This is a genomic window from Cupriavidus pauculus (assembly GCF_008801835.1).
GTDB classification, from domain to species: Bacteria; Pseudomonadota; Gammaproteobacteria; order Burkholderiales; family Burkholderiaceae; genus Cupriavidus; species Cupriavidus pauculus.
In genome coordinates this window covers 56,774-82,063 of sequence record NZ_VZOW01000004.1, presented here as the reverse complement: position 1 = coordinate 82,063, position 25,290 = coordinate 56,774, and the positions used below count along the sequence as shown (strand labels likewise).

The following is a 25,290-nucleotide window of genomic DNA, read 5'->3' as shown; positions in this document are numbered from 1 at the left end:
GCGCTGCGCGTGAGCGATCCGCAAGTAGTCGGAGACGCCGGCGTCCCGGCGCGCACCCTCGCACTAAGCGACGCGCGCCGCTTCCGCCTGCATACCGATTGACGCGGATTGCGTCCGCCGCGCGTCAGGGCCGCTGCGAAAACGTGCGCTCGAAGACCGATTCGGCGATGCGGTTCTTCAGGATCTCGATCGAACCGCCCGCGATCATCCATCCGCGGCAGCGGCGCTGGCAGTATTCGACCAGTTCTTCCTGGCTGTACCCCATGCCACCCATCACTTGCAACGCCTCGTTGGCGATGTCGAAGCCGGCCTGATTGCAGAACGCCTTGGCGATTGCGGTTTCCTCAGCCGACGGCAGTCCGCTGTCGGCATTGCTGGCCGCCCGATACAACAGCAGTTGGCCCGCATCGAGCTTCATCTTCATGTCGGCAAACTTCCACTGCAAGCCCTGGAATTCGCATAGCAGCCTGCCAAACTGCTTGCGCTGCAGCGCCCATTGGCGCGCCACTTCATAGGCGTAGCGGCCCAGCGCCAGCGACCGCGCCGTGTTGCCCATGCGCTCGACATTGAAGCCGGCAATCTGTTTCTTGAAACCGCCTTCGCCCAGCAGCACATCTTCGGCCGCCACATGGACGTCCTCGAAGTAGATCTGCGCCCACTCTTCGCCGGACATGAAGCGCGACTTCTGTCCGATCCGCACGCCGGGCGCCTTGGTGTCGATCAGCACGGAGCCGATGCCGCCCACGCCGGGGCCAAAGCGCACGTAGGCCAGGATCACATCGGCATGCGGGCCGTGCGTGGTAAAGATCTTGGTGCCGTTGATGCGATAGCCGTCGCCATCGGGCGTTGCGGCGGTCTTTAGTTCGGTCACGGCGGAACCGGCTTCGGGCTCCGTCATGCCGACCGAGATCAGCGTCTCGCCGCGCAGCAGCGGCGCCAGCCATTTGGCTTTCTGCGCCGCCGAGCCGTACTCGGCCAACACCCGGATGGCGCCGAAGTTGCCGGCCTGAATTACGTCCGCGCTGCGCGGGCAATGCGCGGCCACGGCCTGGATGGCAATGATTGCGTCCATCAGCGTGCCGCCCTGCCCGCCATCGGACTCGGCGATCGTGATGCCCAGCAGTCCTTGTTCGGCCATCATCCGCGCCACGTCCCACGGATAGGCGTCGGTGTGGGCCCGCTCGCGAGCGCCGGGCCGCAGCGCCTTCTGCGCGAAGCGGCTGACGGCGTCCTGGAATTCCTGCTGTTCTGGGGTGAGCTTGAAATGCATGTCGTTGTCTCCGGATGGCGGTTCGGCAACGCGCGTGCGCGCCGTGGTGATCCGCCTGGTGTTCAGATTTGAGGTTCCGCCAGGCGCAGCACGCAGTCGACACCGACCACGCCATCGGCGCGCACAAACAGCGGATTGATTTCGGCTTCGTCCACCGTGACGCCCTGCATCGCGCACAGGTGCGAGAAGCGCACGATTGCATCGGCCAGCGCGTCGACATCGCCACGCGGCAGGTTGCGGAATCCGCGCACCAGACGCGTCGAGCGCACCTCGTCGATCATCTGCCGTGCTTCGGCGCGGCTGACCGGCGCGGGGCGCAGGCTCACGTCGCGATGCAGTTCGGCTGTGACGCCGCCCGCGCCCAGCACCACGATCGGGCCAACCAGCGGATCATTGCGATAGCCGAGCATCAGCTCCAGCAGCCGGTCTTCCATGCGCTGCACCAGGATGCCGTCGATTTGCGCATCGGGTGCGGCCTGGCGCGCGTTGGCCAGCAGCCGCGCGGCGGCGGTGGCCAGTTCCGCGTTATCGCGCACGCCCACCTGTACGCCGCCGATCTCGGTCTTGTGCAGGATGTCGCGTGAGCAGATCTTGGCCACGACCGGATACGGCACCGGATGGGCCAACGATTCGCCGCGGACCAGCGCGGCGGCGGCAATCGGCACGCCCAGCGCCTGGAATACGGCGGCAGCTTCCAGTTCGGTCAGATTGCCCCGGATTGGCAGATTTGGTGGCCACGGCGTCGACGGCACCGATGAGCTCCCCGCATCGTCGGCTGCAGCGGCGGCGGCACGGAACAGGCAGGCCAGTGCGTCCGCGCAGCTTTCCGGCGTGCGAAACGCCGGCACGCCAGCGGCCTGCAACACCTGCAGCGATTGCGCGGCATCGGGCGCCAGAAACGCCAGCAGCGGTTTGCCGCGCGTGACGCTGGCCTCGACGATCGGCTTGACCGCCAATTGCGGATGGAATTGCGCCGATGATCCCACCACGCACAGCACGGCATCGCACCAATCGCTTTGCACCATCTGCTCGACGAGGTCGCGATACTGCGCGCTGGTCGCGGCCAGCGTCAGGTCGATGATCGGCGTCTGGCGAATCTTCACGCCACGCGCGGCCATATGCGCGACAAATGCATCGGGCGGCGGCACGGCTTCCACGTTTGCCAGGCCCAGCCGATCGACCACGGTAGCCGCGCCGCCGCCGGTGGTAGTCACCACGGCCACGCGCGGCGTACGCGTCAGGGCGGGCACCGCGCGTGCATGGCGGATGGCCAGCGGCGCGGCTTCGAACAGCGTTTCCAGCATCTCCACGCGCATCGCGCCATGCTTGCGCAGAAACGCGTCGACGGCGGCGTCATTGCCGGCCAGCGCGCCGGTGTGCGATTGCGCCAGCGCCTCGCCCTGCGCGGAGCGGCCCAGCTTGTAGACCAGCACGGGCTTGCCGGCCGCGCGGGCGCGCCGCAATGCGGGGCCCAGCACCGCCGCATCGCGGATCGTCTCCAGGAACAACAGGATCGCTGCGGTGGCGGCGTCGTCCACCAGCATGTCGACCAGCTCGCCCACGCCGATATCGCTCTCGTTGCCGACGGACACCAGCTTGGCAAACCCCATGCCGCGCGCTGCGCCGCGCGACAGCAGCGCCCCCAGCATCGATCCGCTTTGCGAAATCACGCTGACCGAACCGGCCTGCAGCGCGTCCATTTCCAGCACGGCGTTGACCGACAGGATGGCGCCGCTGTGCACGTCGACCACGCCGATGCTGTTGGGCCCCAGCAAGCGCACGCCAAGTGCACGTGCACGCGCCGCGAGCGCCTGCTGCGCAGCCATGCCCGCTTCCCCAAGTTCCGCAAAGCCATCGGAAAACACCGTCACCACGCGCGCGCCGCGCTCCGCGCTTTGCTCCAGCGCGTCGATCACCTGCGCGCCGGGCACCATCACAAACGCATGGTCGATCGATTCGGGCAACGCCGCCAGGCTGGGGTACGCGGCCAGGCCCATCACTTCGCTGCGGCCCGCATTCACGGGCAGGATGCGGCCCGCAAAACCGTGCTTGCGCATGAAGCGCAGTGGCCGGGCGGTGTTCTTTCGTTCATCGGCCGAGGCGCCCACCAGCGCCACCACATCCGGTGTAAACAACGCACGGGCCAGCACGCTTCCCGTTGCGCCGCGAGCGCCGAGCCCATCGTTGGCGCGCGCCGCGTCCCGCTTCTTTTCCATTTCCGCATGGCCGGGGCCACGCGCGATGTTGTTATCGATTCCGATCATGAATCCATCCTTCCTGAAAATGGGAGCAATGCCGCTGCGCCGCTCAACCCGCACGCAATGCGTGCAAGCCCAGATCGCGCACCGGGCGCTCGTCGAGCCGCCACAACGCATCGAGCAGGCCGGCAGCCTTGACCGTGCCCAGCGCGGGCGCGGCCAGTTCCATGAACTTGTCGGCCAGCATGGCGTCGTCGAGCGGCGCTTCGGGATCGCCCAGCCGATACGGCGCGAAGTGCGCATGGCGCTTGCCGTCAGCCATTTCGATCTCGACGCGCGCCGCGCGCTGGCGCGGAAACGCTGCGCTCAGCTCCGCGTCGGCGGCAAGCGTGATGCGCTGCATCAGCGCGCGGATCGATGGATCGGCCAGGCGCTGCGGCTCGAAGGCGTCGAGCCGCACCGCGCCGCGCAGGATGCCGTGCGCCACCACGTAAGGCAGGCTGAAGCGCGCTTCGAACGGCGTGGCCGGCGTGAAATTGCCGGTGACGTCCAGCGCCACCTGGTACGTATGCACACGGACGGCAGCGATCTTCGCGGTGTCTAGCGCGTGATCGCGCACGATGCGCATGGCGGCGTCGATTGCGGCGAAGGTATGCCCGCAGCAGCCGTGGTTCTTCTGCGTGATGCTCGTCACGTTGTACGTGCTACCCAACCCTTCGGTGGCGATATCCCAGTTCGGGCTGCCGCAGAGCGCCGCGCCGAATCCCGCGTCGCCTTCGAGGATGTCGCGCACGCCGGTGACGCCATGCGCGGCGCCCTGCGCGGCCAGCACGCCCGTCTGCGCCGCGTGGCCCGCGTGCAGCGCCTTGGTCATCGCATCGGAGCGAAACGCCTGCTGCAGGCCGGACGCAAACGTGGTGGCCGTGGCCATCGCGTGGCCAGCCACCTCGGCATTGCCGGGCGCCATCAGCAACGCGCCGGCCGCTGCCGCGCCAATGCATCCCACGGTGCCGGTGGTGTGGAAGTAGCGGTAATGCGCCGGCTGGATTGCCGCACCGATGCGCGTCGAGACTTCGTAGCCGGCCACCGCGGCGCGCAGCAGATCCGCGCCGCTGGCGTTGCGATGTTCAGCCAGCGCCAGCGCGGCGGCAATCGTCGGGCAGCCGGGGTGGTAGACCGCATCGCGAAAGATGTCGTCGAACTCGGCGGCATGCGACACGCTGCCATTGACCCATGCTGCCAGCGCAGGAAACGCAGTGGTGGCGCGGCCGATCACGCTGCTGTGCCCGACGCCGAATTCCTCCTGATGCGCCGCCGCAAGCTGCTGACCCGGCGCCATCGGCACACCGGCCAGCAGCGCGGCGAACCAGTCGATCACCACGCGCCGTGCGTGATGCTGTACGTCGTCGGGCAGAGGCGCGTGAGCCTGTTGTCCGACATAGGCGGCAAATTGGTCGATCAGCATGCCGTTTGTCTCCTTCTGGAATGGCTTCCATGGTACGAACGGCGCGTGCGCCAGCTTTGACATTTGGTGAAAGCTCCCAAGCCGCGCAGCGCATCCGCACCGCTGCGCGCTGGTGCATACTCTGCGCACGCAGTTATCGGCCCAGCCTTTCCTTTTGGAGCACGCTCACCGCATGGATATGGACATTCCTTCGCTTGCCATCCTGATTGCCGCCGTCGAGGAAAAGAGCCTGTCACGCGCGGCCGAACGCGAAAACCTCGTGACGTCGGCTGCCAGCAAGCGCATTGCCGAGCTGGAGCGCCGCGCCGGTACCGCGCTGCTGCGTCGCCACGGACGCGGCGTGGAACCGACGCCGGCCGGCGCCATGCTCTATCAGCGCGCCAAGGCCATCGTGCGCAGCGTGCAATTGGCGCAGGACGCGTTGGCGGCGTATTCGCTGGACGGCATCGCCAAGATCCGGCTCGCGTCGAATCGTTCGACGATCCTGCAGTTTCTGCCCGCCGATATCAGCGGTTTCCTCAAGCACGACCCCGATACGCGCATCGACCTGATCGAAGCATTCAGCTTTGACATTCCGCGCATGGTTTCCAACGGCGATGCCGATATCGGCATCTATCACGCGCGCAGTCCAAGCCCCGGCGTGCATTCGCTGCCGTATCGCACCGATCGGGTGGGACTGGTGGTGCCCCGCGGACATCCGCTCGAGGCCAGGGGCGCGCTGCATCTGGAAGAAGCGCTCGACTATGACTTTCTCGGCTACTTTCCGCGCCACACGTTCGACGCTTTCCTGGCGCTGGTCTCGGGCACGATCTCGCGGCCGCTGACGGTCAAGACACAGGTGTCGAATTTCGAGGCGCGTTGCCGCATGGTGCGCGAGGGGCTGGGGCTGGCCGTGGTGCCGGAAGGCATCGCGCGCAATTACCTGCAGATGATGGGGCTGTCGTTGCTGACGCTGAAGGACGACTGGGCCGAGCGCACCTTCCATGTATGCGTGCGCGACCGCGACAGCCTGCCGTCGGGCGTTGCCCGGCTGCTCGACCACCTGAGCCGCTGCGCCACCATGGAACAGCACTTCCTGAAGCCGCGCTAGCGCGGCCGGACGCGCCCCCGTCGCGCCATCGCCACCCATCGCGCGGCGTTCGAGCGTCCGTGTCCGCATCACCGCTCGATCCGCACCGCCGCCGATGATGGCTGCGTTTCTATTTCGTCAAAGCTGGGCGCTGGTGTCTTTCTAAGATGCATGACAGGGATTGCCGCCGCGCTGCGGCGCGCAACGCCCATGACAAGAACCAGACCGGAGACAGCGATGAAAGACTTCCTGCGGCGTGCGGCCGTCGGGGTTCTGCTGGTGTGCGCCGCAAACGCGCATGCGCAACAGCCCTACCCATCCAAACCGATCCGCGTGGTGGTGGCCTTTACCGCGGGCGGCACCACCGACATCCTGGCGCGCGAGGTGGCGCAGCAGATGGGCAAGGCACTCGGCCAGAGCGTGGTGGTCGAAAACCGTCCCGGCGCGGGCGGCAATATCGGCACCGATTTTGTCGGCCGCAGCGACGCCGACGGCTACACGCTGCTAGCCACGTCGGTGGGGCCCGTGGCGATCAATCCCACGCTCTACACGCGGCTCAAGGTCAACCCGCAGACCGACCTGCAGCCGGTCGCGCCGATTGCCGACGTGCCGAACGTGCTGGTGGTCAATCCGAACTTGCCGGCCACCACCGTGCAGGAACTGGTGGCTTATGCGCGCGCGCATCCCAATCAACTCAACTTCAGCTCCACAGGCGTCGGCACCGCCGCGCATCTGTCCGGCGTGCTGTTCAACGAGCGCACCGGCGTAAAGACCACGCATGTGCCGTACAAGGGCGCCGATGCGCTCAACGACCTGCTGGCCGGGCGCGTGCAGTTCATGTTTGCCACCGTGCCTTCGGTGATTTCGCATATTCGCGGCGGACAATTGCGGGCACTGGCGGTGACATCGCGCAAGCGGTCCGTGGCCCTGCCCGACGTACCGACGATGGCCGAGGCCGGGGTGCCAAAACTGGTCACGGGCGCGTGGTTCGGCCTGTTTGCGCCGAAGGGCACACCGCCGGAAATCGTCGCGAAGCTGAACCAGACCGTGACCCAGGCGCTGGCGCAACCCGACATGCGCAACAAGCTGGCGCAACAAGGCGCCGAAGCGATGAGCCTGGCGCCGGACGCCTTCGGCAAGTTCGTGGTGGCCGAATATCAGGCGTGGAAGCCGGTAGTGATCAGTTCCGGCGCGCGCATCGACTGACGACAACGCGATCGCCGCGCCGTGCGGCTATCGCACATTGCATCGAAAACCGGGGGCTGACCCCGACTTCCGCGGCAGACTTCCTCACCGATAATCCGCAAGGCCGCCTGAATCGGCCACAGAGCCCCGGGGTCATCCACGGGGCGCAGAAGAATATCAGTGAAGGAGATGTAGTGAGTATCAAGCGTCAAGCCACGCGCGTTGCGCGTGTGATGGCCATTGCCATTGCCACCGTGTTTTCGGGCCATGCGGCCCTGGCCGCCGATGCGTGGCCCAGCAAGCCGATCAAGGTCATCGTGCCGTACACGCCGGGCGGGTCGACCGACACCGTGTCGCGCGTGGTGTTCGAGCGCGTATCGCAGAGCCTGGGCCAGCCCATCATCATCGAGAACAAACCCGGCGCCAACAGCACGCTGGGCGTCGGCGTGGCCGCGCGCGCGGCGCCGGACGGGTACACCTTCGTGTCGGTGCTGGCCGCGTACAGCGCGAACATGTCGCTGTATTCGAAGCTCAGCTACAAGCCGTCCGACCTCACGCCCGTGGCCGAGATGGCAGAGCTGCCGCTGTTCCTGTTCGCCAGCAAGAAGGTGCCGGTGAAGACCGTCGCCGAGCTGGTCGACTACGGCAAAAAGCATCCCGATACGCTGACGTTCGGGTCCAGCGGCGTCGGCAGTTCCGCGCACCTGACCGGCGAACGGCTGGCGATGGAAGCGAAGGTCAAGATGACGCACGTGCCCTACAACGGCAGCGCGCCGATCCTGCCCGCGCTGGTGTCGGGCGAAGTGTCGGTGGCGTTCGACCCGCTGCTGGTGCCCATGCCGCACGTGAAATCGGGCAAGATCAACGTGCTGGCCGTGGCATCGGCCAAGCGCTGGCCCGGCGAGCCGAATATCCCAACCATGGAGGAAGCCGGTTTTCCGGGCTTCGTAATGAGTTCGTGGACCGGCCTGCTGGCGCCTGCCGGCACGCCGCAGCCGATCGTCGATCGCATGGCGAAGGAAATTGCGGCGGCCACGCGCAACGCCGAAGTGGCGCGCAAGCTGACCGAACTCGGCTTCATCCCCGTGGGCGGTACGCCCGACGAGTTTCGCAAGCTGATCGAGCGCGATACCACGCGCTACGCACAGATCGTCAAGGCCGCCAGGATCACGCTCGACTGAGCTTGTCGCCGCGCCCCGGCTGCCGCTTTGCGCTACCGGGCGCAAGCGGCGCGCAGTTCCGGGGCAGTGACGAAGGCGGCAACGGCGGCGCACCCTCCCAATGCATGCGCGCCGCGCGCTGCTGCTATTTCCCCGCTTGTCGCCGCTGCCATTGCGCGTAGAGATCCTCGGCGCCGTCAAGGCGCACCGGCACATACGCAATCTTCATCGACTGCTGTGCGAACGGTTTGGCCAGGTCGGCGTAGATGGCCGCCGTCGACAAGCCGAACGGCTCGCCGTCGTCGTTCGAATAGGCATAGGCCACTTCCGCCACGCCGGCCAGGCGCATCGCCGCCATGCACATCGGACATGGATGCCCGCTGGCATAGACCGCGCACCCGGCCAGGCTGGGCGTGCCAAGTTTCTGACTTGCGGCGCGGATGGCGTTGAGCTCCGCGTGCGAAGTAGGGTCGTTGGTGGTCAGGATCTGGTTAACACCCGTGGCCAGCACCTGTCCGTCCCGGACGATCACCGCGCCAAACGGACGCCCGCCTTGCTCCATATTGGCCTGCGCCAGCCGGATGGCTTCGCGCAGATAGTGCTGTGCGTCGGTCATATCGCTTCTCCATGACTGTAGGGCTGCCGATGATAACCGGGCAGCGCACTTCTCACGTGCGCACGGCGCCCCAGGCCCGTCCGTATCTTCATGTTTCGGCGCGGCCGCCAGATACATGGCGATGCATAACGCGCCGCGCGCGACACCTCCGCAATACATCGGCCCCCCACACTGCGCTGCAAGTCACGCAGGCAGCGAATGCGCCTGCGTCGTGGCCCAACCCAACCGGAGATCCATTGTGTCGCACGCAACCTTCCGCAGTTTCCAGTCATCGGCCTTGAGCCGCCACACCCTTGTACTGGCCGCCGCGCTGGCCACGCTAGCCCTGGCCGGCCACGCCCCGTCCGTGCGCGCCGCGCAGTCCACGCCGGCGCCGGTCGCCGCCGCCAAGCCGGCAAAACCCGCCAATGCCGACGAAAGCATCCGCCCGTTCCACGTGCACGTGCCGCAGGCCCAGCTCGACGATTTGCGCAAGCGCATCGCGGCCACACGCTGGCCCGACAAGGAAACCGTCGGCGACGCCTCGCAAGGCATCCAGCTGGCGCAAACGCAGGAACTGGTGAAGTACTGGGGCACCCAGTACGACTGGCGCAAGGCCGAGGCGCAGCTCAACGCGTTGCCGCAGTTCGTTACCACGATCGATGGCGTGGACATCCATTTCATCCACGTGCGCTCGCGCCATCCCAACGCGCTACCGCTGATCCTGACCCACGGCTGGCCTGGATCGATCTTCGAGTTCACCAAGACCATCGGCCCGCTGACTGATCCCACCGCCTACGGTGGCCGCGCCGAAGATGCGTTCGACGTCGTCATTCCGTCGATCCCCGGCTATGGGTTTTCCAGCCGGCCCAAGGATCTGGGCTGGAACCCCGACCGCACCGCGCGCGCGTGGGACGTGCTGATGAAGCGGCTTGGCTATACGCATTACGTATCGCAGGGGGGCGACCATGGCTCGGTGATCTCGGACGCGCTGGCACGTCAGGCACCGAGCGGCCTGCGCGCGATCCATCTGAACATGCCCGCCACGGTGCCGGGCGACGTGATGAAGTCGATCCTGGCCGGCGATGCGCCGCCCGCGTCGCTGACACCCCCGGAAAAGAAGGCGTACCAGTCGCTCTCCAGCTTCTTCGGACGCAATGCGGCGTACGGCGCGATGATGGTGACGCGCCCGCAAACGGTGGGATACGCGCTGGCCGATTCGCCCTCGGGACTGGCCGCGTGGACCTACGAAAAGATCGCGGAATGGAGCGATAGCGGCGGCGTGCCCGAGCGCGTGCTCTCGCGCGACGAGATCCTCAACGACATCACGCTGTACTGGCTGACCAATACTGGCGCGTCGTCATCGCGCTTCTACTGGGAGAACAACAACAATAATTTCAGCGCCGACGCGCAGAAAACGCGCGACATCAAGGTGCCGGTGGCCATCAGCGTATTTCCGCACGAGATTTATCAGGCGCCGGAAAGCTGGAGCAAGGCGGCCTATCCGTCCTTGAACTACTACCACCAGGTGGCGCGCGGCGGGCATTTTGCCGCGTGGGAACAGCCGCAGCTTTTTGCCGAAGAGCTTCGCGCGGCGTTCAAGTCGGCGCGCTGAGTGTCGCCCCTGCCGTGCCCGATGCCGCGCGCATCGGGCGCGCCCTTTCGAAAGCTGCCGCGCGCTGTGCGTCAGGCCTTTTCCGGCATGACGCCGACATAGCGGCCGCGCGGCCGGATCACCTGACCGACGCCAAGCTGTTCCAGGCTATGCGCCAGCAGCCCGATGCTGCGCGCGGTGGCGAACATGCCGAATGCGGCATCGTCGGGCAGGCCGCAGTGCGTAACCAGCGCGGCCAACGCTACGTCGATGTTGGGCTGCAGCCCGGTCAGGCGCGTGGCCTTGTCGATAAAGCGCGCAATCACCGCTGGCGGATCAAACAGTGCCAGCAGCGCTGCGGCGCGCGGATCGCCTTCAGGATAGAGATGGTGACCGAAACCGGCGAGCGGCAGCCCCGTCGACAAATGATGGGCGATCACTTCGTCTTCGCCCTGGCGCTCCAGTTCGCTGAACAGGGCCTTGACCCGCCCGGACGCATCGCCATGCAGCGGCCCCGACAGCGTGGTCAGTCCCGATAGCAGGCACGCGGGCAGCGACGCGCCGGTGGACGCCGCGATGCGCGCGGCAAACGCCGAGCTGGTCAGCTCGTGATCCACCAGCAAGACCATTGCGGTGCGCAGCAGATCCGCCACCGCCGCGGGCTGGTTCCAGCCTTGCGCAAGACGCCGGTGCAGTGCATCGCGCCCCGGCTGTGCGCCGAACGCATTGGCCATTTTCCCGATCAGCCCCTGCCCTTCCACGTGGAGCACGCGCGTCATGCGGCCGTGCGTGGAATGCCCCGTGGCGGCCAGTTCGGCCAGCGTGCGGAATGCGGCCACGCGCCCCGGCCGCGCCACGCGCGCGGTCGACGAGAAATCCACGGGCTGTTCGGCATTCCATAGCAGGTGCGCCGCTTCTTCCAGCGTGGCCGACCGGGCCAGCGCCACCGCATCCTGCCCTCGGTAGTAGAGGCGTTCGCGCACGAAAGTGGAAAGCGCGGTCGGGATGCTGGGCTCTGCGCCGAACAGCGTGTTAGTGGCCAGCGTTTCGTGCTTGCGCCCGGCCTGCTTGCGCCGCGCAAGGCTGGCGACGTCTTCGGCGCGATACAGGCTGCGCCGCGTATCGGCCGGGTCGGACGTGACCTCGATCTTGCCGCGGCTCACATAGGCGTAGACCGTCTGCGGCCGCACGCCAAGGCGCGCGCACGCCTCGTCCATCGATATCCAGGAACCCATGGTGGTGACTCGTAGAAACTGATTTATGTTGATTTTATATATCAATATTGCATTGACAATCAACTATTGCCTACCATGGCTTCACTCTCCAGCCTGACATCGATCGCACATGAAGCCGCAGATCCTGCAACTGAATCCCATCCTGATCCCTGCCGCCAACGAAGAACTGGCCGCGCTGTATGACGTGCACAAGTACTTTGAAATCGACGACCAGGCCGCGTGGCTGCAACGACATGGCGCATCGATCGAAGCCGTGATCACCGGGGGCCATACCGGCATTTCCCGCGCGATGCTGGAGGCGCTGCCGGCGTTGAAGGTGGTGGCCGTCAATGGCGTGGGCACCGATGCGGTGGACCTTGCATATTGCCGCGAGCGCGGCCTGCCGGTGACGGCCACGCTGGGCGCGCTGACCGAGGATGTTGCCGATCTGGCGATCGGGCTGTTGATTGCCGCGTGCCGCAATATCTGCGCGGGCGATCGCTTTGTACGCGACGGCCAATGGGAGCTGTATCCGCAGCCCAGCGCCATTCCGCTGGCGCGCCGCTTCAGCGGCATGCGCGTGGGCATCGTCGGCATGGGACGCGTCGGCCGCGCCGTCGCCACGCGCGCCGCGGCCTTTGGCTGCCCGATCCGCTATACGGACCTGCGTGCGATGGACGACGTGCCGCATGAATTCGTGGCCGATCTGGTACAGCTGGCGCGCGACAGCGACGCGCTGGTGTTGTGCGCCGCCGCGGACAAGGCCGAGGGCATCGTCAATGCTGCGGTGCTCGATGCGCTGGGTCCGCGCGGCTTCCTCGTCAACGTGGCGCGCGGGCGCCTCGTCAATGAGGCCGATCTGGTGCGCGCGATCGAGGCCGGCGGCATTGCCGGCGCGGGACTGGACGTATTTGTCGACGAGCCGCGCGTGCCGCTGGCATTGCGTCAATCCGACCGCACCACATTGCAGGCGCATCGCGCCAGTGCCACATGGGAAACGCGCGAGGCGATGGCCCGCATGGTGCTGGACAGCGTCGCGCAGGCGCTTGCCGGCACGCGCCCGAGCATGAGCCTGACCACCTGAGCGCCACGGCGTATCGATCGCCCAGCCCTAATCGCTTTGCGCACCGGCGCCCGGTTGCCGCACCGCGTAGTGCGCGCGGTCGGGCCTCAATCAACGGCACCTAGTTTCGAGAGACCGATGGATTTTGTCTTGCCGCTACCCGCGCCGTGTTCGCTTCCCGTCATGGGCAGTGCCGCGCGGTTTCCCATCGCCCGCGTGTTCTGTATCGGACGCAATTACCGTTGGCGCGATGACGAGCCCGCGCCGCAGGAAATGCCCGCATGGTTCATGAAGCCGGCCACGGCGGTGGATGACGCGGGCGAAGCGCTGCCGTATCCGCCGGGCACCGAGGACTTTTGCCATGAGGTGGAACTGGTGGCGGCGATCGGCCGCGCCGGGCGCGACATCGATCCCGCGCGCGCCCTGGAATATGTGTGGGGCTATGCGGTCGGCCTCGACATGACACGCCGTGACCTGCAGCAGCAGGCCAAGCGAGTCGGCGGCCCGTGGGAGCCCGCCAAGGCATTCGACCACGCCGCGCCGTGCAGCGCGGTGGTGCCCGCCGAAATGTGCGGGCATCCGCAGTCCGGGACGATACGGCTGACGGTCAATCACGCGGAACGCCAGCGCGCGGATGTATCCGGACTGCTTTGGCCGGTGCCCGAGCTGGTGGCGATGCTGTCGCGCTCGGTCGCGCTGATGCCGGGCGACCTGATCTTCACCGGCACACCGGCGGGCGTCGGCCCGTTGCAACGCGGCGACCTGGTTCACGCCAGCGTGGCCGGCATCGGCGAAATCGCGCTGACGGTGACGGGATAGATCGCAACCCACATACGCGCGGCGCGATGCCGCACATGATGCATCGTCAAAAAAAGGAGACAACCTTGAACGCAACCCGAAAGATCGCAGTGGTCACCGGCGCCGGCAGCGGCGTGGGCCGCATGACCGCTCTGGCATTGCTGGACGATGGCTGGACCGTAGTGTTGGCGGGTCGTCGTGCCGACCCATTGCAGACGCTTGCCGCGCAAGCTGCCGAACGTGGCCAGACCGCACTGGCCGTACCGACCGACGTGACCGATCCGGCCAGCGTGCAGGCGCTGTTCGATACCGTCGAGCGCGAGTTCGGCCGGGTCGACATGCTGTTCAACAACGCCGGCGTCAACGCACCAGCGGTACCGATGGACGAACTGCCGCTGGACAAGTGGTTCAACGTCATCAACACCAATGTGAGCGGCGTGTACCTGTGCGCGCGCGCCGCATTCGGATTGATGCGCCGCCAGTCGCCGCAGGGCGGGCGCATCATCAACAACGGATCGATTTCAGCGCATACGCCGCGTCCGTTCACCGCGCCCTACACCGCCAGCAAACATGCGGTCACCGGCCTGACCAAGGCCCTGGCGCTGGACGGCCGCGCGTTCAACATCGTCGCCAGCCAGATCGACATCGGCAACGCACTGACCGAATTGTCCGAACGGATGACGCGCGGTGTGCTGCAGGCCAATGGCACGACCGCGCCGGAGCCGATGATGGACGCGCGCCACGTTGCCAATGCCGTGCGGCATATGGCGTCGCTACCGCTCGACGCCAACGTGCTGAACATGACCGTGATGGCCAGCGCCATGCCTTTTGTCGGACGCGGCTGATTCCAGCTTCTTTTACGCAAACAGAGTCGGCAGCAGCCGTCCATCGCTTTTCCAGGAGACCACCATGCAATCGATCCCCCGTAAATTCGCCGCGCTGCTGAGCGTACTGGCGATGCCCGCCGCGCTGCTGGCAAACCCGGGCGCCGCGTTGGCGCAGCAGCCGTATCCAAGCCGCCCCGTCACGATCATCGTGCCCGCACCGGCTGGCGGCGGCATCGACTTGATCGCGCGCGTGGTCGGCGAAAAGCTGTCGGTCAAGCTTGGCCAGCCATTTATCGTCGAGAACCGTCCCGGCGCGTCCAACAACCTTGGCACCGCGGTGCTGGCCAACGCCAAGCCCGATGGTTACACCATCGGCATCGTCGGGGGCAGCCACAACATCAACAAGTTCCTGTTCAAGAACCTGGGCTGGGATCCGGAGAAGAGTTTCGAGCCGATCGTCTACACGCACGAGATTCCGCTGGTCTTCGCCGCGTATCCCAAGGTGCCAGCCAAGACCGTGCCGGAACTGGTGACATGGATGAAGGCGAATCCGGCCGAGGCCAAGGTGGCAACGTCTGGTCGCGGCAGTGCGCAGGAAATGGCGGCGGAGATGTTCCGCATGGTGAGCGGGGCGCCGGTGCTGCTGGTGCCGTACAAGGGCTCTTCGGCTGCGCATCCGGACCTGATCGCGGGCCGCACGGTGCTCTATATCGACACGATCAGCGCGATTCAGGAACAGGTGAAATCGGGCAACGTGCGCGCGCTGGCGGTATCGACGCGCAAGCGCTCCAAGGCGCTGCCGAACGTGCCCACCGCAGAGGAACAAGGTCTCAAGGGCTACGACGCCAATACCAACGGCGGCTTCCTCGCGCCGGCCGGCACGCCCAAGGAAATCGTCGCCAAGCTCAACACCGAGATCAACGCCGCGCTGAAGTTGCCCGAGGTACGCGCCAAACTCGAGGCTGCCGGCATCGAGGTGCAGGGCGGCACGCCGCAGGAATACGCGGCGCTGATCAAGTCCGACCTGGCCAAGTGGGGCAAGGTGGTGAAAGAGGCCAACATCCAGCCGGAATGATGGCGGTGGCGGCGTGCACCGCTCTCAAGTTGAGCGAGAGCGATGAGGTGCATGCCGCCACACACATATCTCCCCACACATCGCCCCCACTCACTCCACCGTCACCGACTTCGCCAGATTGCGGGGCTTGTCGATATCGGTGCCGCGCGCCAGCGCGGTGTGATACGCGAGCAGTTGCATCGGGATGGTGTGCACGATCGGGGACAACATGCCGTAGTGTTCGGTCAGGCGCACGATCTCGAGGCCGTCGGAGGGCTGCAGCGCGCAGTCGATATCGGCAAAGACGTAGAGCTTGCCGCTGCGCGCGTTCACTTCGTGCATATTCGACTTCAGTTTCTCCAGCAGGCGGTCGTTGGGCGCCACCGCCACCACCGGCATCTGGTCGCTGATCAGCGCCAGCGGTCCGTGCTTGAGTTCTCCGGCAGCGTAGCCCTCGGCGTGGATGTAGGAAATCTCCTTCATCTTCAGCGCGCCTTCCAGTGCAATCGGATAGTGCATGCCGCGTCCCAGGAACAGGATGTTCTCCTTGCGCGTGAGTTGATCGGCCCAGCCGATGAAATGCGGCTCCAGCGCCAGCACGCGGCTCAATGCATCGGGCAGATGACGCAACGCGCGCAGGTGGCGCTGCTCGTCGGTATCGCTCAGGCGTCCACGGATCTGCGCCAGGGTCAGGGCCAGCAGGAATAGCGCCACCAATTGCGTGACGAAGGCCTTGGTCGACGCGACGCCGATCTCCACGCCCGCGCGCGTGATGAAATGCATCGCGCATTCGCGCACTAGCGCGCTGGTGGCGACGTTGCAGATCGCCAGCGTACGTTGCATGCCGCGCTCGCGGGCCGCATGGACGGCGCCGAGTACGTCGGCGGTTTCTCCGCTTTGGGATACGGCCACCACCAGCGTATTGGGATGGCTGAACGCCTCGCGATAGCGGTATTCGCTGGCGATCTCTACGCGCACCGGCAGGTTTGCCAGCGCCTCGATCCAGTAGCTGGCCGTCAGTGCGGCGTGGTAGCTGCCGCCGCACGCCAACAACAGCACCGAATCGACCTGGGCCATTTGCCGATACGCGCCATCGCCGAACAGCTCCGGCATGATCGACGTGATGTCCTGCAAGGTGTCGGCCACCGCGCGCGGCTGCTCGAAGATCTCCTTCTGCATGTAGTGCTGGTACAGGCCCAAATCGGCCGCAGCGCTGTGCGCCGCCACGGTGTGCACGGCGCGATCCGCGCGCTGGCCGTGGCCGTCGACGATCCAGTGGCGATGCATCTGCACGTCGACCACGTCGCCATCTTCCAGATAGACGATCTGGTTGGTGACGCCGGCGACGGCGATGGCGTCCGACGCAAGGAAATTCTCGCCGTCACCCACGCCCACCACCAGCGGCAAGCCATTGCGCGCGCCTACCAGCCGGTGCGGTTCGTCGCGACAGAGCACGGCAATCGCAAAACTGCCGCGCAGTCGCGCCACGGCTTCGCGCACGGCCTCGAACAGATCACCGTTGTAGAGGTGATCGATCAAATGCCCGATCACTTCGGTGTCGGTCTGGCTGACGAATACATAGCCGTGCTGCTGCAGTTCCGCGCGCAGCGTCTCGTGGTTTTCGATGATGCCGTTGTGCGACACCGCAATACGTGGCGCACGCTCGTCGGGCGAGACATGCGGATGCGCGTTGGCCGTGACCGCCATGCCGTGCGTTGCCCAGCGCGTGTGCGCAATGCCGGTGGCGCCGTCGATCCCGTGCGTCTCGATATCGCGTTGCAGCGCAGCCACGCGCTCCACGCTGCGCGCGCGCACCAGCTTGCCGTGCTGCAGCATGGCCACGCCACACGAGTCATAGCCGCGATATTCGAGCCGCTTCAGCCCATCCACCAGATCCCGCACCACGTTGCGTTGCGCCACCGCGCCAACTATTCCGCACATGACCTCTCCAATTGATTTACGTTAGCGATCGCATTCGATCCATGGCGGCGATGGTAGGGTTGCGGCAATGAAATTTTCTTTCAATAATTTAGCGTTTATGAATCAATTCATCGATAGATCCCGTCGATGAAATTTTCTTTCACGAAAATCGTATGCCCTTTGCGCCCCCTGTCCCGCTCGATGACCTCGATTGCCGAATCCTGCGCGCGCTGCAAACCGATGCATCGCTTTCGAATGCGACGCTGGCCGAGCGCGTGTTTGCATCGGCGCCAACCACCATGCGTCGTGTGCGCCGATTACGCGAAACGGGCGTCATCGCGCGGGAAATCGCAGTACTCGATTCCGAGAAGCTGGGCGGCGCGCTGATCGCCATCATCGAGGTCACGCTCGATCGACAGACCGCGGAAGACTGCGCGGCGTTCGAAGCGCAAGTCTGCGCGGAACCGGGCGTCACGCAGTGCTATCGCGTGTCGCCGGGGCCCGATTTCGTGGTGATCGTCGAATTGGCCGATATGGGCGCGTACGACGCCTTTGCGCGCCGGCTGTTCACGGGCGCCGGCAATGTGCGCAACGTGCGCACCTTTTTCTCGACGCATCGCGCCAAGTTCGAAGCCAATGCGCCAATCGGCGCAGGCGCATGACGTTGCGCGAGGCAGGCAACATTTTGCTTTCGCAGCCCCGCTGCTTTGGCAATAGACTGAATGGCATCGCGCAGCAAGGCGCAGCTGTCTTTTGTCAGCCAATCCCCAGTCCAGCGAGCATAGAGCCATGTCGATTCCGCACCTGACCTCCGGCCAGACCACGAGCGTAAAGCCGCTCGGCGTCGATCTGAAAAACACGCCCACCACCGCGCTGTTCAAGGTGCCGCATCTGGAAGTGGCGCGTCTCGTGCTGCTGGCTGGCAAGCAGATGCCGCCGCATGCGGTGGCGGGCCCAATGACGATGCAGTGTCTGGAAGGGGAAATCGAGATCGCCTTCGATGGCGGGTCGCGTCGGCTGCGCCAGGGCGACCTGATCTATCTGGCCGGCAACGTCCGGCATGACGTAAAGGCCGTCAGCGACGCCTCGGTGCTGATGACCATAGTGCTGCTCGATAACGGCGCTTAGACGCGCGCTGCGAGCGGAAGCGGCGGCGCCGCAGCGCCGCCAGCCTGTCACTGCACGCCAGCCGCCTTGCGCTGCGCCAGCAACTTCTGAATCTCCGCCTCGGTTTCCTTGTAGCGTCCTTCGCCATAGTGCTGATAGACGATGCGGCCCTCGGCGTCGATCAGGTACGTGGCCGGCCAATACTGGTTCCGATACGCCGACCATGTGCCGTACGCGTTGTCCTGCGCCACCGGATAGCGGATATCGAAGCGCTTGAGCGCGGCCTGCACATTGGCGGTCGATTTCTCGAACGGAAACTCCGGCGTGTGCACGCCCACCACCACCAGTCCCTGATCCTTGTATTTGTCGTACCACTGCTTGACGTATGGCAGGGTATTGACGCAGTTGCCGCACGCATAGGTCCAGAAATCGACCAGCACCACCTTGCCGCGCAGGCCCTGCATCGTCAGCGGCTCGCTGTTGAGCCACTGCGTGATGTTGACGAATTCCGGCGCCACGCCCTGATCGCCCATCCTGGGACTTTCAGCGATGGCACCGGTGCCGAAGGTGTAGATCGCCGCGATGCCGGCGGCGGCCAGTACGGCGCGAATGAGGTTGCGCATGATCGGGAGCGTGACGACGTTGTGTTGAATCGAGCGATTGGGGCAATCGGGGCTTGCTGGCGATGCGGTGGCAGCCGCTCAGACCAGCACGGTCTCGATCTGGATATTGCCGTGCAGCGCTTTCGAATACGGGCAAGTGCGGTGCGCGGTATCCACCAGCTCCTGCGCCACGTCGCGCTCGATGCCGGGGATGTGCACGCGCAGGCGCGCCTGCAGCAGGTATTCGATGCCCGCCGTGCCCAGGTCGATCTCGGCATCCACCGACAGGTCAGCAGGCAACTGGATCTTGCGCTTGCCCGCAGCCAGGCCGATGGCGCCGATGAAGCACGCCGACCAGCCGGCGGCCAGCAACTGCTCGGGATTGGTGCCCTGGCCCTTGCTGCCGGGCGACGACAGCGCGATGTCGAGCCTGCCGTCGTCGCTATGCGCCTTGCCGTCGCGGCCTCCGGACGTGACGTGGACCTTGCCGGTGTACAGCACTTTTTCGATGCGGGTCATGATGAATTCCTTGTTGCGAGTGGTTTGGGTAAAAGGGCTCAAGAACATGCTGCGGGATCAGGCGTAGGCGCCGTCCAGATAGGGGTCGACCTTGCGGGCCGGATCGGCAGAAACGCCGGTGCGGTCCATGCCTGCCAAGGTGCGCGCACCGTCGTAATACGGATCGACCTTGCGCGCGCCGTCGTAGTACGGATCGACAGCGCGGGCCGGCGGGGCCGATACGCCTGTGCGATCAAGTCCGGCCACCACGTGGGCGCCGTCGTAATAAGGGCTGCGCTGGTCCTGCACGCCGCGTGCGCCGTCGGTGTACGGGTCGTGGGCATCGGACACCGAGCGTGCGCCGTCGCTGAAAACGTCGCGCGCGCCTTGCACGGCACGTGCGCCGTCAAGGTACGGGTCGCGGGCGCCGGTCACAGCGGCTTGCGCGCCAGCGGCGGCGGCAACCAGGGCGACGGCGAGAACCAGGCGTTGGGTGAAGGTCTTGGACATGATTGGCTTCCTTTATCTGAACGTTGAGTGTTTGCGATGTGCAATCGGTACTTCACGGTTGTGCAGAAGCGGCGTCTCCGGCTTTTCGTCGTTGCGTTGCGCTGCCACGGAACGTATTTAAGTCGCCCCACGTATCGCGCCCGTAGCGGATTTCGGGCGGTTATGTCAGGCCACGTATCGCAGCGGCGGGCTGATACAAAGACGTACAAAAAGGCCCAAGCAATGCGCGGCCGACGCAGCGCGCACCGTCGGAAAGGCTGGCCGGATGCCAGGCGGCGATGGGGGACATGGCGCGGGATGCGCCCAGGCAATACGCCGAAAACGACGCGGCCGCGCCTTTGAGGGCGCGGCCGCGATGAAGACAAACGCGCTCAAGGTGCGCGGGTGGTTAGCTGGCTAGCCGATGCGGATTTCCGCCGCCAGGCCGCCGCCTTCGCGATTGCGCAGCTTCAGCGATCCGCCGATCGCCACCGACAACTGGTGCGCAATGGCCAAGCCCAGCCCCGTGCCGCCGGTTTCGCGGCTACGCGACCCTTCCAGCCGCACAAACGGCTGCAGCACCGCATCAAGCTTGTCGTCGGGAATGCCGGGACCGCGATCCATCACGTCGATCAGCACCGCGTCGCGCTCGCGCCGCACGCTGACCTCGGCCGCGCCGCCAAACTTGATCGCGTTGTCGACCAGATTGGTCAGGATGCGCCGCAGCGCGTGCGGCCGCGTCACGATCGCGCCGCCCACGTTCTGTTCGATCGTCACATTCTTGCCGGTGTCCTGATAGTCGTAGACCAGGCTTTCCACAAACGATCCCAGATCGATACGCGACGCTTTTTCGCCCTCGCCGCTGGTGGACCGCGCATACGCCAGCCCTTCCTGCACCAGCGTCTGGATTTCCGCCAGATCGTTCACCATCTTGCGCTTTTCCTCGGAATCCTCGGCCATCTCGGCGCGCAGCTTCATGCGCGTGATCGGCGTCTGCAGGTCGTGGGAAATCGCCGCAAGAATCTGCACGCGCTCTGCCACGAAGTGCGCGATACGCTCGCTCATCGCGTTGAACGCCCGCGCGGCGCGCGCCACTTCGGTGGGGCCGCTTTCGTCCAGCGGGGCCGCCTTCGCGTTGGGATTGAGGGCATCGGCGGCGTCGGCCAGCGCCACCAGCGGACGGATCGATTGCCGCACGGCGAACCAGCAGCACACGATCAGCAGCAGCAGTTGCAGTACCAGCACATAGGGCAGCCACTGCGCCACCGGCGTCATGCGCGGATGCACGTCGATGGTCAGCGGGCTGCCGTCGCTGAGCGTCAGGTGCGCCTGCACCTGCTTGCCGTCGCCCGGAATCGACTCGACCGTGACCGCAAAACGCCCGCCCGTGGCCTCCATGATGCGATCGGCAATGTCCTTGCCGCGCTGCGTCATCTCGGGCACGCCGCGCAAACCCGGGCCGAGGATGTATTGATAGTTGCCGCGATTCACGCGCGGCAACCACTGCGGACGCTCCGCGGCAGGCAGCCGGTCCAGGATGGCGACCGAAGTGGCCACGTCGGTCTCCAGCGTGCCGAGCATCACCTGACGCGCCGAAACATAGCGCTCGCCAAACAGCACGGCAAACGACATCAGGTGGGCAACGATCAGTCCCGTCAGCAGGATCAGGAAGAGGCGCGATCTCAGCGTACGCGGCCCGCGCCAAAGGCGTGCATTCACTGACGCGCCTCCTTGATTTCCACCGGCATCGAGAACACGTAGCCCTCGCTGCGCACGGTCTTGATATACGCCGGCTCGCGCGCATCGTCGTTCAGGCGCTGGCGCAGCCGGCTGACCAGCAGATCGACCGAGCGCTCGAACATGTCGGCTTCGCGGCCCTGAGTGAGGTTGAGCAGTTGGTCGCGATTGAGCACGCGTTGCGGATGATCGACGAACATGCGCAACAGCCGGTATTCGGCGCCGCTCAGCGCCACGATGGTGCCTTCGCTGTCGATCAGGTGGCGCGCGGTAGTGTCGAGCTGCCAGGTGCCAAACGCGAGGATCTGCCCCGCCTCGGTGATCTGCAGGTTGGGCGGCAGCATGCGCGTGCGGCGCAGCACGGCCTTGATGCGCGCCAACAGCTCACGCGCGGCAAATGGCTTGGTCAGGTAATCGTCGGCCCCCATTTCCAGGCCGATGATGCGGTCGGTCTCGTCGTCGCGCGCGGTCAGCATCAGGATTGGCGTGGCCTTGTGCTTGCCCGCGCGCAGCTCGCGGCACAGCACCAGACCGTCGTCGCCGGGCAGCATCACGTCCAGCACGATCAGGTCGACAGCATTGGCTTCCAGGAACTGGCGCATCTGGCGGCCATCGGGCGCCATGGTCACGCGCAGGCCGTTTTTGGTCAGGTAGGTCGAGACCAGTTCGCGGATTTCCCGGTCGTCGTCCACGATCAGGACATGGTCCACATGCGATTCCATCTATGTCACCCCTGGAAGAATATTTTTTGAGAATGTGAGCAATGCGTCTGTTGGCGAGATTGTATGGGCGTCGGTCGGCTTTCGTGTATCGCAATGTATCTGGACGCCTGAGCCCCACAAAGCGGTACAACTTTCCGCATTGACGACACATTCAAGGTAGATGCCAGGCGCCAAATCGGGACATGCCAAAACGCCGGACCAACCGTTGGTCCGACTCTGCCGAAAGGACCCCGATCATGACACTGCTGATCCTTGCCTACCTGGGTGGCGCGCTCACCATCCTCAGCCCCTGCATCCTGCCCGTGTTGCCGTTTGTGCTGGCGCGCACCGGCCAGCCGTTTGTGCGCGGCCGGCTGCCCATGCTGGCCGGCATGGCGCTGACGTTTGCCGGCGTGGCAACGCTGGCGTCGGTGGGCGGCGCGTGGGCGGTTGCGGCCAACCAGTACGGGCGCTATGCCGCGCTGGCGCTGCTGGCCGCATTCGGGCTGGCGCTGCTGGTGCCGCGGCTGGCCCATGCGATGACGCGCCCGGTGGTGGCACTCGGCAACCGGCTGGCCGGCAACGGCGCGTCGGCCGATGCATCGCCGTGGGCGTCGCTGTTGCTGGGCGTGGCCACCGGCATGCTGTGGGCGCCATGCGCCGGCCCGATCCTGGGCATCGTGTTGACGACGGCGGCACTGCAAGGCGCGAGCGTGCAAAGCTCGCTGTTGCTGACGGCCTATGCGGCCGGCGCGGCCACATCACTGGCGGCGGCGCTGGGCGTTGGCGGGCGCCTGTTTGCGGCGATGAAGCGGTCGATGGGCGCCGGCGAATGGCTACGGCGCGGGCTTGGCGTAGGCGTGCTGGGCGGCGTGGCCGCGATTGCCGCGGGCGCCGACACCGGCCTGCTGGCGCAATTGTCGATCGGCGGCACGGCACGGCTGGAACAGGCGCTGGTCGACCGTTTCCACCCCAGGCCGGGCGCAGTGCAAAGCGCCAGCCTGACCACCAGCGAGGAGGCCGGCCCGATCGACAATACGCCGCAGCAGGCGGCGCTGGCCGCCGCAACCGCGCGGCCGGCCGCGATGCTGCTGGCCGCCAACGACACCACCGCGGGCTTTGCCAGCCGCCTGCCGGTGGAGGGCCGCCTGCCGTCGCTGGACGGTGCGGTGCAGTGGTTCAATTCGCCGCCGATTTCGCGCGATCAACTGCAGGGCAAGGTCACGCTGGTCTATTTCTGGACGTATTCGTGCATCAACTGCATCCGCACACTGCCGTATCTGCGCGCATGGGCGGACAAGTACAAGGATCAGGGCCTGACTGTGCTGGGCGTGCACACGCCCGAATTCGCGTTCGAGAAAAACCCCGACAACGTGCGTCGCGCCATCGGCGACTTCAAGATCGGGTTCCCGGTGGCCGTGGACAGCGATTACCGGATTTGGAACGCCTTCCACAACAACTACTGGCCGGCCGCCTATTTCGTCGATGCGCGCGGCAATATCCGCCACCACCAGTTTGGCGAAGGCGACTACGCCAACTCCGAGCGCGTGATCCAGCAATTGTTGGCCGAAGCCGGCAAGCCTTCGGCCTCGCGCGACGTGGTAACCCCGGACGCGCCCGGTGCGCAAGCCGCGCCGGACCTGCGGCACGTGGGATCAGGCGAGACCTACGTCGGCTATCGGCAGGCCGAGAATTTTGCGTCGCCGGGCGGGCTGCGCCAGGACAAATCGCGCGACTACACGGTGGGCGCGCTGCGTCTGAACCAGTGGGGGCTGACGGGCCAATGGACCGCGGGCGCGGAACAGGCAACGCTGGACCGCGCCCGCGGTGGCATCGCCTATCGCTTCCTGGCGCGCGACCTGCATCTGGTGCTCGGGCCAGCCGCCGATGGCCGCGCCGTGCGCTTTGTGGTGACGATCGACGGCAAGCCGCCCGGCGCCAGCCACGGCGCGGACATCGACGCAAACGGCAATGGCGCGATCACCGCCACGCGGCTCTATCAGTTGGTCAGGCAGGCGGGCGACGTGGGCGAACACACGTTCGAGATCCGCTTCCTGGATCCGGGCGCACAGGCCTACGCGTTCACGTTTGGCTGATCGTCACGCGTCGGCGCCAAATGCGGGCGCGGCAAGCTGGCGCGCGTGATCGCGCAAATCCGCGGGCCAGGCGGCCGACAAGGCGAGAAACTGGTCGCGGTTGCCGTTGTACAGCGCGCGCGACGCTTCCTCGTAACCGGGTTGATTGCCCAGCATCGTCGACATGAAGCGGTCGGCGGCGGCCTTGGCGCGACCGGCAGCCAGATCGACACCGTGCCCCTTGCGCGCGGCGTCCACCAGCTTGCGCAGCGTCACCGATGCGCCGCCCGGCTGGTCGCCCAGCCAGTCCCAGTGGCGCGGCAGCAGCGTGACTTCGCGCGCCACGACGCCGAGCTTGGGGCGTCCACGCTTGCCCTGCGCGTCGTCGGCGGCCGCCGGGGTGGCCGCGCCTGGGGACAGCCGCGCGGCGATGTCCGCGTCGCTGCCGCGCAGGTCGAAATCGACCTGACGGCCGCTCTGGTCGTCAAAGGCCAGAATCGATTGGTTGGGGTCTGCGCGCAGCGCGGCGGCCACCGCCAGCGCCACCTGCGCGGGCGTGCCAGCGGCCAGGCGACGCTCGCCAGCAAAGGCGGTACAGCTTTCCACGTCTTCCATTTGGGTCTCCGTTGGGATCGTGTTGGGATCGAGATTCGATCGAAGACGCGATAT

23 protein-coding genes are annotated in these 25,290 nt (G+C 66.2%); 11 read left to right on the top strand and 12 right to left on the bottom strand.

Annotated features, from left to right (window positions below; translation table 11 throughout):
* Positions 1-124: 124 nt before the first annotated feature.
* From F7R19_RS06545 to F7R19_RS06535, 3 genes are all read right to left on the bottom strand, one after another.
* Positions 125-1,270 (bottom strand): acyl-CoA dehydrogenase family protein, encoded by a 1,146-nt coding sequence (locus F7R19_RS06545; RefSeq protein WP_150979728.1) that lies wholly within the window; start codon positions 1,268-1,270, stop codon positions 125-127.
* Positions 1,271-1,332: 62 nt separating this feature from the next.
* The gene (locus F7R19_RS06540) at positions 1,333-3,534 is read right to left on the bottom strand and encodes an acetate--CoA ligase family protein (RefSeq protein WP_223506274.1); all 2,202 of its coding nucleotides are present in this window, start codon (positions 3,532-3,534) and stop codon (positions 1,333-1,335) included.
* A gap of 43 nt (positions 3,535-3,577) precedes the next feature.
* Positions 3,578-4,933: an MmgE/PrpD family protein gene (locus tag F7R19_RS06535; protein ID WP_150979727.1), complete on the bottom strand. Its 1,356-nt coding sequence runs from the start codon at positions 4,931-4,933 to the stop codon at positions 3,578-3,580.
* 178 nt (positions 4,934-5,111) lie between these two features.
* Here F7R19_RS06535 and F7R19_RS06530 point away from each other — a divergent pair, with 178 nt between their 5' ends.
* The 3 genes from F7R19_RS06530 (at position 5,112) to F7R19_RS06520 (ending at position 8,368) form a co-directional block, all read left to right on the top strand.
* Positions 5,112-6,023 (top strand): LysR family transcriptional regulator, encoded by a 912-nt coding sequence (locus F7R19_RS06530; RefSeq protein ID WP_061954012.1) that lies wholly within the window; start codon positions 5,112-5,114, stop codon positions 6,021-6,023.
* Positions 6,024-6,239: 216 nt separating this feature from the next.
* A complete protein-coding gene (locus tag F7R19_RS06525; RefSeq protein ID WP_150979726.1) occupies positions 6,240-7,208 on the top strand; it encodes a Bug family tripartite tricarboxylate transporter substrate binding protein in 969 nt (322 codons plus the stop codon).
* Positions 7,209-7,420: 212 nt separating this feature from the next.
* Entirely contained in the window at positions 7,421-8,368 is a 948-nt protein-coding gene (locus F7R19_RS06520; protein WP_223506317.1) for a Bug family tripartite tricarboxylate transporter substrate binding protein, read from the top strand.
* A gap of 124 nt (positions 8,369-8,492) precedes the next feature.
* Here the strand turns inward: F7R19_RS06520 and F7R19_RS06515 are convergent, their stop codons facing one another.
* A complete protein-coding gene (locus F7R19_RS06515) occupies positions 8,493-8,963 on the bottom strand; it encodes a nucleoside deaminase (RefSeq protein WP_061953925.1) in 471 nt (156 codons plus the stop codon).
* 298 nt (positions 8,964-9,261) lie between these two features.
* On the opposite strand from F7R19_RS06515, the gene F7R19_RS06510 reads away from it, so the two are divergent.
* A complete protein-coding gene (locus F7R19_RS06510; RefSeq protein WP_407648939.1) occupies positions 9,262-10,557 on the top strand; it encodes an epoxide hydrolase family protein in 1,296 nt (431 codons plus the stop codon).
* 71 nt (positions 10,558-10,628) lie between these two features.
* Here F7R19_RS06510 and F7R19_RS06505 read toward each other — a convergent pair whose 3' ends face one another.
* On the bottom strand, positions 10,629-11,771 hold the full coding sequence (locus F7R19_RS06505) for a citrate/2-methylcitrate synthase (RefSeq protein WP_150979724.1): 1,143 nt from the start codon (positions 11,769-11,771) through the stop codon (positions 10,629-10,631).
* Between the two features lie 109 nt (positions 11,772-11,880).
* Between F7R19_RS06505 and F7R19_RS06500 the strand changes: the two genes are divergently transcribed.
* From F7R19_RS06500 to F7R19_RS06485, 4 genes are all read left to right on the top strand, one after another.
* Positions 11,881-12,834 carry a 2-hydroxyacid dehydrogenase gene (locus F7R19_RS06500; RefSeq protein ID WP_150979723.1) on the top strand — a complete coding sequence of 318 codons (954 nt, stop codon included), beginning with the start codon at positions 11,881-11,883 and terminating at the stop codon, positions 12,832-12,834.
* Between the two features lie 117 nt (positions 12,835-12,951).
* Positions 12,952-13,632: a fumarylacetoacetate hydrolase family protein gene (locus tag F7R19_RS06495; protein ID WP_150979722.1), complete on the top strand. Its 681-nt coding sequence runs from the start codon at positions 12,952-12,954 to the stop codon at positions 13,630-13,632.
* Between the two features lie 38 nt (positions 13,633-13,670).
* Positions 13,671-14,456 (top strand): SDR family oxidoreductase, encoded by a 786-nt coding sequence (locus F7R19_RS06490; RefSeq protein WP_200898989.1) that lies wholly within the window; start codon positions 13,671-13,673, stop codon positions 14,454-14,456.
* Positions 14,457-14,520: 64 nt separating this feature from the next.
* Positions 14,521-15,513, top strand: a complete 993-nt coding sequence (locus F7R19_RS06485) for a Bug family tripartite tricarboxylate transporter substrate binding protein (RefSeq protein WP_150979721.1) — start codon at positions 14,521-14,523, stop codon at positions 15,511-15,513.
* 90 nt (positions 15,514-15,603) lie between these two features.
* On the opposite strand, the gene glmS is transcribed toward F7R19_RS06485, so the two are convergent.
* Positions 15,604-17,433, bottom strand: a complete 1,830-nt coding sequence (glmS, locus tag F7R19_RS06480; protein ID WP_150979720.1) for a glutamine--fructose-6-phosphate transaminase (isomerizing) — start codon at positions 17,431-17,433, stop codon at positions 15,604-15,606.
* Between the two features lie 152 nt (positions 17,434-17,585).
* Here glmS and F7R19_RS06475 point away from each other — a divergent pair, with 152 nt between their 5' ends.
* Together F7R19_RS06475 and F7R19_RS06470 are read left to right on the top strand one after the other, a co-directional pair.
* Entirely contained in the window at positions 17,586-18,074 is a 489-nt protein-coding gene (locus F7R19_RS06475; RefSeq protein ID WP_150979719.1) for an Lrp/AsnC family transcriptional regulator, read from the top strand.
* A gap of 127 nt (positions 18,075-18,201) precedes the next feature.
* A complete protein-coding gene (locus F7R19_RS06470) occupies positions 18,202-18,540 on the top strand; it encodes a cupin domain-containing protein (protein ID WP_150979718.1) in 339 nt (112 codons plus the stop codon).
* Positions 18,541-18,587: 47 nt separating this feature from the next.
* Here the strand turns inward: F7R19_RS06470 and F7R19_RS06465 are convergent, their stop codons facing one another.
* The 5 genes from F7R19_RS06465 to F7R19_RS06445 form a co-directional block, all read right to left on the bottom strand.
* A complete protein-coding gene (locus F7R19_RS06465) occupies positions 18,588-19,142 on the bottom strand; it encodes a thioredoxin family protein (RefSeq protein ID WP_150979717.1) in 555 nt (184 codons plus the stop codon).
* A gap of 78 nt (positions 19,143-19,220) precedes the next feature.
* The gene (locus F7R19_RS06460) at positions 19,221-19,640 is read right to left on the bottom strand and encodes an organic hydroperoxide resistance protein (RefSeq protein WP_150979716.1); all 420 of its coding nucleotides are present in this window, start codon (positions 19,638-19,640) and stop codon (positions 19,221-19,223) included.
* Positions 19,641-19,697: 57 nt separating this feature from the next.
* On the bottom strand, positions 19,698-20,129 hold the full coding sequence (locus F7R19_RS06455; protein ID WP_150979715.1) for a hydroxyquinol 1,2-dioxygenase: 432 nt from the start codon (positions 20,127-20,129) through the stop codon (positions 19,698-19,700).
* 396 nt (positions 20,130-20,525) lie between these two features.
* The gene (locus F7R19_RS06450) at positions 20,526-21,827 is read right to left on the bottom strand and encodes an ATP-binding protein (protein ID WP_061953948.1); all 1,302 of its coding nucleotides are present in this window, start codon (positions 21,825-21,827) and stop codon (positions 20,526-20,528) included.
* The gene (locus F7R19_RS06445; protein WP_150979714.1) at positions 21,824-22,567 is read right to left on the bottom strand and encodes a response regulator; all 744 of its coding nucleotides are present in this window, start codon (positions 22,565-22,567) and stop codon (positions 21,824-21,826) included. The genes F7R19_RS06450 and F7R19_RS06445 overlap by 4 nt, the downstream gene beginning before the upstream one ends.
* Positions 22,568-22,803: 236 nt before the next feature.
* On the opposite strand from F7R19_RS06445, the gene F7R19_RS06440 reads away from it, so the two are divergent.
* On the top strand, positions 22,804-24,642 hold the full coding sequence (locus F7R19_RS06440) for a cytochrome c biogenesis protein DipZ (RefSeq protein WP_150979713.1): 1,839 nt from the start codon (positions 22,804-22,806) through the stop codon (positions 24,640-24,642).
* A 3-nt stretch (positions 24,643-24,645) separates the two neighbouring features.
* Here the strand turns inward: F7R19_RS06440 and F7R19_RS06435 are convergent, their stop codons facing one another.
* Positions 24,646-25,236, bottom strand: coding sequence for a DUF2239 family protein (locus F7R19_RS06435; protein ID WP_150979712.1), 591 nt, complete (start codon positions 25,234-25,236; stop codon positions 24,646-24,648).
* Positions 25,237-25,290: the final 54 nt, after the last annotated feature.

Bases quoted from the DNA above. Each gene is read 5' to 3' on its own strand.
- F7R19_RS06475 (WP_150979719.1), top strand. From the start codon at position 17,586: ATGCCCTTTGCGCCCCCTGTCCCGCTCGATGACCTCGATTGCCGAATC.
- F7R19_RS06540 (WP_223506274.1), bottom strand. From the start codon at position 3,534: ATGATCGGAATCGATAACAACATCGCGCGTGGCCCCGGCCATGCGGAA.
- F7R19_RS06485 (WP_150979721.1), top strand. From the start codon at position 14,521: ATGCAATCGATCCCCCGTAAATTCGCCGCGCTGCTGAGCGTACTGGCG.
- F7R19_RS06465 (WP_150979717.1), bottom strand. From the start codon at position 19,142: ATGCGCAACCTCATTCGCGCCGTACTGGCCGCCGCCGGCATCGCGGCG.
- F7R19_RS06435 (WP_150979712.1), bottom strand. From the start codon at position 25,236: ATGGAAGACGTGGAAAGCTGTACCGCCTTTGCTGGCGAGCGTCGCCTG.
- F7R19_RS06525 (WP_150979726.1), top strand. From the start codon at position 6,240: ATGAAAGACTTCCTGCGGCGTGCGGCCGTCGGGGTTCTGCTGGTGTGC.
- F7R19_RS06535 (WP_150979727.1), bottom strand. From the start codon at position 4,933: ATGCTGATCGACCAATTTGCCGCCTATGTCGGACAACAGGCTCACGCG.
- F7R19_RS06520 (WP_223506317.1), top strand. From the start codon at position 7,421: ATGGCCATTGCCATTGCCACCGTGTTTTCGGGCCATGCGGCCCTGGCC.
- F7R19_RS06495 (WP_150979722.1), top strand. From the start codon at position 12,952: ATGGATTTTGTCTTGCCGCTACCCGCGCCGTGTTCGCTTCCCGTCATG.
- F7R19_RS06470 (WP_150979718.1), top strand. From the start codon at position 18,202: ATGTCGATTCCGCACCTGACCTCCGGCCAGACCACGAGCGTAAAGCCG.
- F7R19_RS06515 (WP_061953925.1), bottom strand. From the start codon at position 8,963: ATGACCGACGCACAGCACTATCTGCGCGAAGCCATCCGGCTGGCGCAG.
- F7R19_RS06505 (WP_150979724.1), bottom strand. From the start codon at position 11,771: ATGGGTTCCTGGATATCGATGGACGAGGCGTGCGCGCGCCTTGGCGTG.
- F7R19_RS06440 (WP_150979713.1), top strand. From the start codon at position 22,804: ATGACACTGCTGATCCTTGCCTACCTGGGTGGCGCGCTCACCATCCTC.
- glmS (WP_150979720.1), bottom strand. From the start codon at position 17,433: ATGTGCGGAATAGTTGGCGCGGTGGCGCAACGCAACGTGGTGCGGGAT.
- F7R19_RS06460 (WP_150979716.1), bottom strand. From the start codon at position 19,640: ATGACCCGCATCGAAAAAGTGCTGTACACCGGCAAGGTCCACGTCACG.
- F7R19_RS06445 (WP_150979714.1), bottom strand. From the start codon at position 22,567: ATGGAATCGCATGTGGACCATGTCCTGATCGTGGACGACGACCGGGAA.
- F7R19_RS06500 (WP_150979723.1), top strand. From the start codon at position 11,881: ATGAAGCCGCAGATCCTGCAACTGAATCCCATCCTGATCCCTGCCGCC.
- F7R19_RS06490 (WP_200898989.1), top strand. From the start codon at position 13,671: ATGCATCGTCAAAAAAAGGAGACAACCTTGAACGCAACCCGAAAGATC.
- F7R19_RS06455 (WP_150979715.1), bottom strand. From the start codon at position 20,129: ATGTCCAAGACCTTCACCCAACGCCTGGTTCTCGCCGTCGCCCTGGTT.
- F7R19_RS06545 (WP_150979728.1), bottom strand. From the start codon at position 1,270: ATGCATTTCAAGCTCACCCCAGAACAGCAGGAATTCCAGGACGCCGTC.
- F7R19_RS06530 (WP_061954012.1), top strand. From the start codon at position 5,112: ATGGACATTCCTTCGCTTGCCATCCTGATTGCCGCCGTCGAGGAAAAG.